Here is a 6,000-nt window from a genome sequence, read left to right as displayed (position 1 = left end):
GGAGCGTCTAATCGACGACTCTGACCCGCCCCTCGCGGACGACGATCACCCGGGTGGCCGGGTCGCCACGGAGGCGGCCGATGACGTCCGGCTCGTCGCGGAGTTCGGCTGCACGGTCGAGGGACGGGCGCGGAATGGTCATCGACTCCCTCTTTCACGGGCGTGGCGGAGGCGGGACCGCCCCTGAGCCGACCTACCCTGGGGGCATGGGACGCTCTCCTTTCACTCTAGCCGCGGCAGTGACCGCTGCTCTGCCCGGGGCGGAGGTCACGGGCGCCCGCAGCTTGAGCGCGGACGGCGACGCGCGGTTCGACTCGGCGGTGGCCTCACTCGCCGACGGTCGTGAGCTCGCGATCCGTGTCGCAGACGATGACGACACCGCGCGTGAGCTCGCTGCCGAGGCACTCGCGTTGCGCGCACTGACCGACGGCGCACGGGCGATGCTCCCCTTCCGCGCCCCGGCCTATATCGGGGAGACGCGACTCGGCGACGCCCGCGCCCTCGTGACCGAGCTCCTTCCCGGATTCCAGATCGAGGCCGCGCTGGTGCCGGCCGGGCGTGGCGCCGCCGAATCCATGGGGTCGTCGATCGCCGCCGTGCACGCCCTTCCGACCTCGGTCGTCCGCGGTTCCGGGCTCGCCACTCGCAGCGCCGAGGAGAGCCGCGCGGAACTGGAGCGCCTGATCGACACCGCCGCTGCCACGGGCCGCGTTCCGGCTCGACTCACGGTGCGCTGGCGCGATGCCGTCGCCGACGACGAGCTGTGGCGTTTCGAGTCCACCGTCATCCTGGGGGGCGTCCAGGCGACCTCGTTCCTGTTCGAAGACGACCCCGAGCGCGGTCCCGAAGTGGTCGGACTGGTCGGATGGCATGGACTCTCCGTCGGCGATCCGGCCATCGATCTCTCCTGGCTCTCGGCAGCCCCGGACGCCGCCGCCGACGTGCACGCGGCATATGCCCGTTCGGTCGACCGGGCACCCGACAGCGGCCTGGAGGTGCGCGCGCGCCTGCTCGCGGAGCTCGAGTTCGCCCGATGGCTGGTCCACGGCGATTCGATGCGCCGACCGGACATCGTCGACGATGCCGCCGCCCTGCTGGACGCACTCGCCGAGGGCATCCGCGACGACGACCTGAACGTCGTCGACTCTCGCGGGGTCGGTGTCGACTCCGCCCTCGATGCCCTCGACCGTGTTCCCCAGGACACCGCCGCAGAGATCGATACATCGATGCACACCGACGCGTACAACCCGGAAGAGCTGTGGGCCAACGCCCCCGACGAGTCGGACCCGGCGCAGACCGAGACCGCGCCCCACGAAGCACTCCCGGGCACCGCGACCGGCCGTCGCGCCGACGAGAGCGCGCACCGGGCGGAGATGCTGAACATCGAGACCGAGGACCTCTCCGGTGTCGCGAGCCTTTTCGCCGGCACCAGCGGAGTCGCCGGAGCACGCGAGGACTCGCACCCCCTCGCCCCGCGCGAGGACACGGATGACGACGCGGACGATTCCGACGAGGCTCAGCGCGCCGCGCGCGCGGCACTCCAGCGGTGGAAGAGCTCTTCCTCCGAATAGACGCGGTCGCCCCGGATGATCAGATCGTCCGCCACGTAGTACAACGCCACGTCGATCTCCTCGAGCGGCACCTCGAATCGCCGATGATAGGCCAGGCGGTAGAGCGCGAGCTGCAGCATCCGTTCGTCGCGCTCCTGCGGTGTGCGCGGCGCCCGACCGGTCTTCCAGTCGACGATCTCGATGCGGCCGCCGCGGTCGGCGCGCCGGTACACCGCGTCGAGCTTGCAGATCACGATGTGCGCCTCTTCGCGCTCGTGCGAGCCGGGCAGCCCGGATCCGAGGGCGAAATCGATCTCGATCTCCACGGCGATCGGCTTCAGCCCGCCCCATTCGCTGCGCTCGAACGTCGCCTGCAGGACAGCGAGATCAGCGGCGTCGGCGGCTGCACCCGACCCTTCGCGTACGGGGTCTGACCCGGTCTCGTCCTCGTCTATCTCCCAGAGCGCCTCGTCGACGCGACTGCCGACTCCGACGAGTTCGGACCGCTGCTCCACCCAGGCATGGAACAGGGTGCCGAGCCGCGTCTGCCGATAAGGGCGTTCCGGCATGGGGCGCACGATCGACGACAGTGTTCCCGAGAAGTCGGTGACATAGTCCTTGAATCGCGAGGCGGGTACGCGCGTCGGGGCCTCGGCATCCGTTCCGCGCTGGCGGGCGGCGCGCTCAGCCAGCAGCCGTTCGAGCTCGATCGTCGGCTCGGCCGTCCCGGCGCGCATCGCCTCATCGACGGCTGTGGCGGCTGCGGTGACGACCGTCCTCCGCGCTCCCAGCGGATCGAGTGGCCACCGGAGCGTGGACCCGGGACCGTCGTACGGATTGTCGTCCGGGTCCACCGTCTCGATCGGCTCGAGGCCGCGCACCTCGATCGCCTCGACGAGAAAGGGACTCGGCGTGCGCGGGGCCTTCTGACCGGCCCAGTGCGCACCGCTGAGGAGCAGATCCGTCCGCGCACGGGTGACCGCGACGTACGCGAGGCGCCGCTCCTCCTGCTGCTGATACGCGCGGTAGGCGTCCTTGAACCTCTTGAGCGCACCTCCGTGCGGATTCGCTTTCGTCGCACCGCCGGAGAGCGACGCCTGCGCGAGCTTCTGCCGCTTCGCGGGGTCGGCCTCGCCGCCCATGGCCTCGGCGGGGTCCCACTCGAAACGCGGCAACGCGTCCCTGTCGCCGCGCAGCGCGAACGGCACCACGCCGAACCCGAACCAGCCGGAGGTGTCGGAGACCCGGCTCGGAAGCTCGTCGGCGACCAACCGGACCACCGCGACCGCATCCCACTCCAGGCCCTTCGACCCGTGGATGGTCAGCAGTTGCACGACACCGGCCTCCGGCGGCTCCGGCCGCGGCATCAGCTCATCCGTGCTCTCGGCCTTGTCGAGCCAGGCGAGCAGGCTGCCGATGCTCCCGCGCTCGTCGGCGGCGAGGAACGCGCGCACCTCGTCGGCGAAGGCACGCAGCTGCGTGGCCGCGATGCGTGCAGGCCCCCTGGTCTCGTTGGCCGCGAGCTCTATGTCCAGGCGGAGCTCGAGCTCGATGAGCCGGATCAGCTCCGGGATCGGCTGCGACGAGGCGCGTCGGAGCCGTTCCAGCATCTCCCCCGCTGCTCTGACCCGCGCCCGCCCGTCGGGGGTGATCGATTCGAGCAACCGGTAGTCGTCGCGCACCGCGCGCACCACGTCGACCGCGTCGATGATCGACACCGCCTCGTCCGCGCCGCGGGAAGATCGCAGCCGTGCCCGCACTTCTTCAGGGAGGGGCGCCATCGCGGTGTCGCGCTCCGACAGCGTGCGCCCCAGGTCATAGAGGGCCGCCATGTCGGCGACGCCGACGCCGAACCGGGGGCCGGTGAGCAGGCGGATCAGCGCGGACCCCGCCGTGGGATCGTGCACGACGCGAAGGGTCGAGACGACGTCGACCACCTCCGGTGTCGCGAGGAGTCCACCGAGGCCGAGGATGCGGTGCGGGATGCCGCGGCCGGCGAGCGCGGCCGCGAAGGTCTGCATGTGCCGCTTGGAACGGAACAGGATCGCGCCGGTGTGAGGTGTCATCGCGTGACCCGAACCGGCCGCGCGCGCATCGTGCTCCGTCCGCCGTTCGGCGAACCAGTCCGCGACGGCCGCGGCCTCCTCGTCGACCGTGAACGGGAATCGCACGGCGACGGTGCCTTCCCCCGCCCCGGGGCGGGGTTCGAGAGGCGGGACATCCAGCCCCGGGCGCTGCAGCGGCTCGAGTACCCGGTTCGCGATGTCGAGGATGCCGCGGTCGTTCCGCCAGCTCGTCATGAGGCTGTACGTCGTCGCTGTTCCCGTTCCCGAGAACGTGCCGGAGAAGGCATAGAGGTTGTCGGCGCTCGCACCCCGCCAGCCGTAGATCGACTGGTGCGGGTCTCCGACCGCCATCGCCGCGGAATCACGGAAGAGCTCGGCGAGGAAGCGCGTCTGGATCACCGAAGTGTCCTGGTACTCGTCGAGGAGCACGACGCGATGCTGCTCGCGGAGCTCTGCGCGGACATCGGGAGCGGACTCGACGATGTCGTAGGCGCCACTGACCTGATCGGCGAAGTCCAGCACGCCACGACGTTCCTTCTCGTCGATGTAGTCACGCACCAGGCGTGCGAGCGTCGGCAGACTGAGCAGGTTGACCGCCGCCTTCTCGACATCGCCGTTGCTTCGATACGGCTCGAACGCGAGGGCCTGCTCCCCCGCGATCCGCTCGGCCAGGGCGAGGTCGACGCGATGATCGAGGGCGTCACCCGCGAGCCGCTGCACTGCGTCGATGATCGTCCCGAGCGCATAGTCGATGTTCTCCAGATCGGGCAGATCGCTGCGGAGCACCACTTCCCGCGCGAGCATCCAGGAGGCTGCCTGGCTGAGCATCGCGACGTCGGGATCCCGCCCGATCCGTGCCGCATGTTCCCGGACGATGCCGTCGGCGAACGCGTTGTAGGTCGAGACGCGCGGCCGGACCATGAGGTCTTCCGCCGATCGGGGCGTCGCCGGATTCCAGCCGGTGCCGTGGTGCGCGGCCAGCTCGTCGAGCACATGCGTGCGCACGAGCTCGCGCTGGCGGCCCGGCACCGCCTCATCGACACGACGTAGTGCACCGGTCCGCACGATCTCGGGCAGATGCGGCAGGAGTCCCCGGCGTCCGTACTCGTCGATGACCGCGAGCCGGTGTCCGATCCGTTCAGCGAGCTCGCCCGCCGCCTTCCTCGTGAACGTCAGGCCGAGGATCTCATCTCTGCGCACGTGTCCGTTCGCGACCAGCCACACCACGCGCCCCGACATCGTCTCGGTCTTGCCGCTGCCGGCACCGGCCACGACCAGCGCCGGCTCCGGCGGAGCCTCGATCACGCGTTGCTGAGCAGCTGTGGGCGAGGGCTGGCCGAGCGCGGCGGCGATGTCGGTGGCGGAGAGGCCTTCGCCGCCGTTCCACGCCGTCATGAGCTCACCGCCGGCACCGTGTGGATTCGGCACGGATGCACGCGGCGCTGCGTGTCTGCGCAGTGCGACTCCACCTGCGCGGTGAAGCTCGATGCCGACATACCGCGCGCCGCATCCGATACCCGCCGCAGGAAGGCGGAGCGCGACTCGTCGCTCAGCGTGTGCTGATGGGCGATCCGGTAGTCGCTCTTGGCGAGCGTCTTGGAGACGATCACGAGCCGCGCACCCGCCAGCGACGCCGGCGGGGCACCCTCGACCAGCCCCTCCTGGACCGCCACCTGATAGGCGGCCAGCTGTGCGTGCTCGGCGACGCCGGAGTCGGATTCGGGGTCGTTCTTCCCGGTCTTCAGGTCGACGACGACCACGGGCCCTTCCGGTCCGCTCGACATCCGCTCCCAACCGCGTCCGCGAGCATGGGAGTGCTCGCCGGCCGCCGGCGGATAGGCCTCCACCCGGTCGATGTACCCGTGGATGACGGCCTGATTCGACCGGTCCTCCCCGACCGGGTGCACCGTCGGCACGGCATCGTCTCCCGCTTCGGCGGCCACGTCGACGGCGAAGCGGAACTCCATCTCGCTGCCGATCGCGCGGCCGCCCTCGCGGCGCACATCGCCGAGATAGGTGTGCAGGCGGCTCACGAGCACGTCTGCGCGCCGCCGCTCCTTGCGGCCGATCCACTCGGTCTCGAAGTCGAGTTCCGGCCAGTGCTCCTCGACGATCGCGCGCATCCGCTCCAGGTCACCATCGGGAACGCGCTCCATCGCCTCGTGCACGATCGTGCCGATGCCGGCGGTCGGAGGCATCACCGTGTCGCCACCGAGGGCCGAGACGACCCAGTTGAGGCCGCACTCCTCATAGGACTCCATCTTCGACGGCGAGACCCGTGCGCCGGTGACCGCGAGATCTCGCAGCGGAGCATCGGTCGAGGTCGGGGTCACCCCGTACCACTCCGCGGGGTCGGCGCCGGGCACCCCCTCGCGGGCGAGCAC

4 protein-coding genes are annotated in these 6,000 nt (G+C 70.7%); 1 reads left to right on the top strand and 3 read right to left on the bottom strand.

What is annotated here, in order from left to right:
• Nucleotides 1-7: 7 nt before the first annotated feature.
• On the bottom strand, nt 8-142 hold the full coding sequence (locus tag ACNPM4_RS05600; protein ID WP_448985005.1) for a hypothetical protein: 135 nt from the start codon (nt 140-142) through the stop codon (nt 8-10).
• Nucleotides 143-206: 64 nt separating this feature from the next.
• Here ACNPM4_RS05600 and ACNPM4_RS05595 point away from each other — a divergent pair, with 64 nt between their 5' ends.
• Complete coding sequence (locus ACNPM4_RS05595) at nt 207-1,571, top strand: protein kinase family protein (protein WP_448985004.1); 1,365 nt, start codon at nt 207-209, stop codon at nt 1,569-1,571.
• Here ACNPM4_RS05595 and ACNPM4_RS05590 read toward each other — a convergent pair.
• Together ACNPM4_RS05590 and ACNPM4_RS05585 are read right to left on the bottom strand one after the other, a co-directional pair.
• Nucleotides 1,517-5,011, bottom strand: a complete 3,495-nt coding sequence (locus ACNPM4_RS05590) for a UvrD-helicase domain-containing protein (protein WP_448985006.1) — start codon at nt 5,009-5,011, stop codon at nt 1,517-1,519. The genes ACNPM4_RS05595 and ACNPM4_RS05590 overlap by 55 nt on opposite strands.
• On the bottom strand, nt 5,008-6,000 hold a 993-nt coding region (locus ACNPM4_RS05585), incomplete at its 5' end, for a RecB family exonuclease (RefSeq protein WP_448985003.1). The genes ACNPM4_RS05585 and ACNPM4_RS05590, both read right to left, overlap by 4 nt.

The organism is Microbacterium umsixpiens, from assembly GCF_053543675.1.
Note: the sequence above shows the minus strand (reverse complement) of the source record. Positions and strands in the feature narration are given on the sequence as shown.

Coding starts and splice junctions, on each gene's coding strand:
- ACNPM4_RS05600 (WP_448985005.1), bottom strand. CDS start 142: ATGACCATTCCGCGCCCGTCCCTCGACCGTGCAGCCGAACTCCGCGAC.
- ACNPM4_RS05595 (WP_448985004.1), top strand. CDS start 207: ATGGGACGCTCTCCTTTCACTCTAGCCGCGGCAGTGACCGCTGCTCTG.
- ACNPM4_RS05590 (WP_448985006.1), bottom strand. CDS start 5,011: ATGACGGCGTGGAACGGCGGCGAAGGCCTCTCCGCCACCGACATCGCC.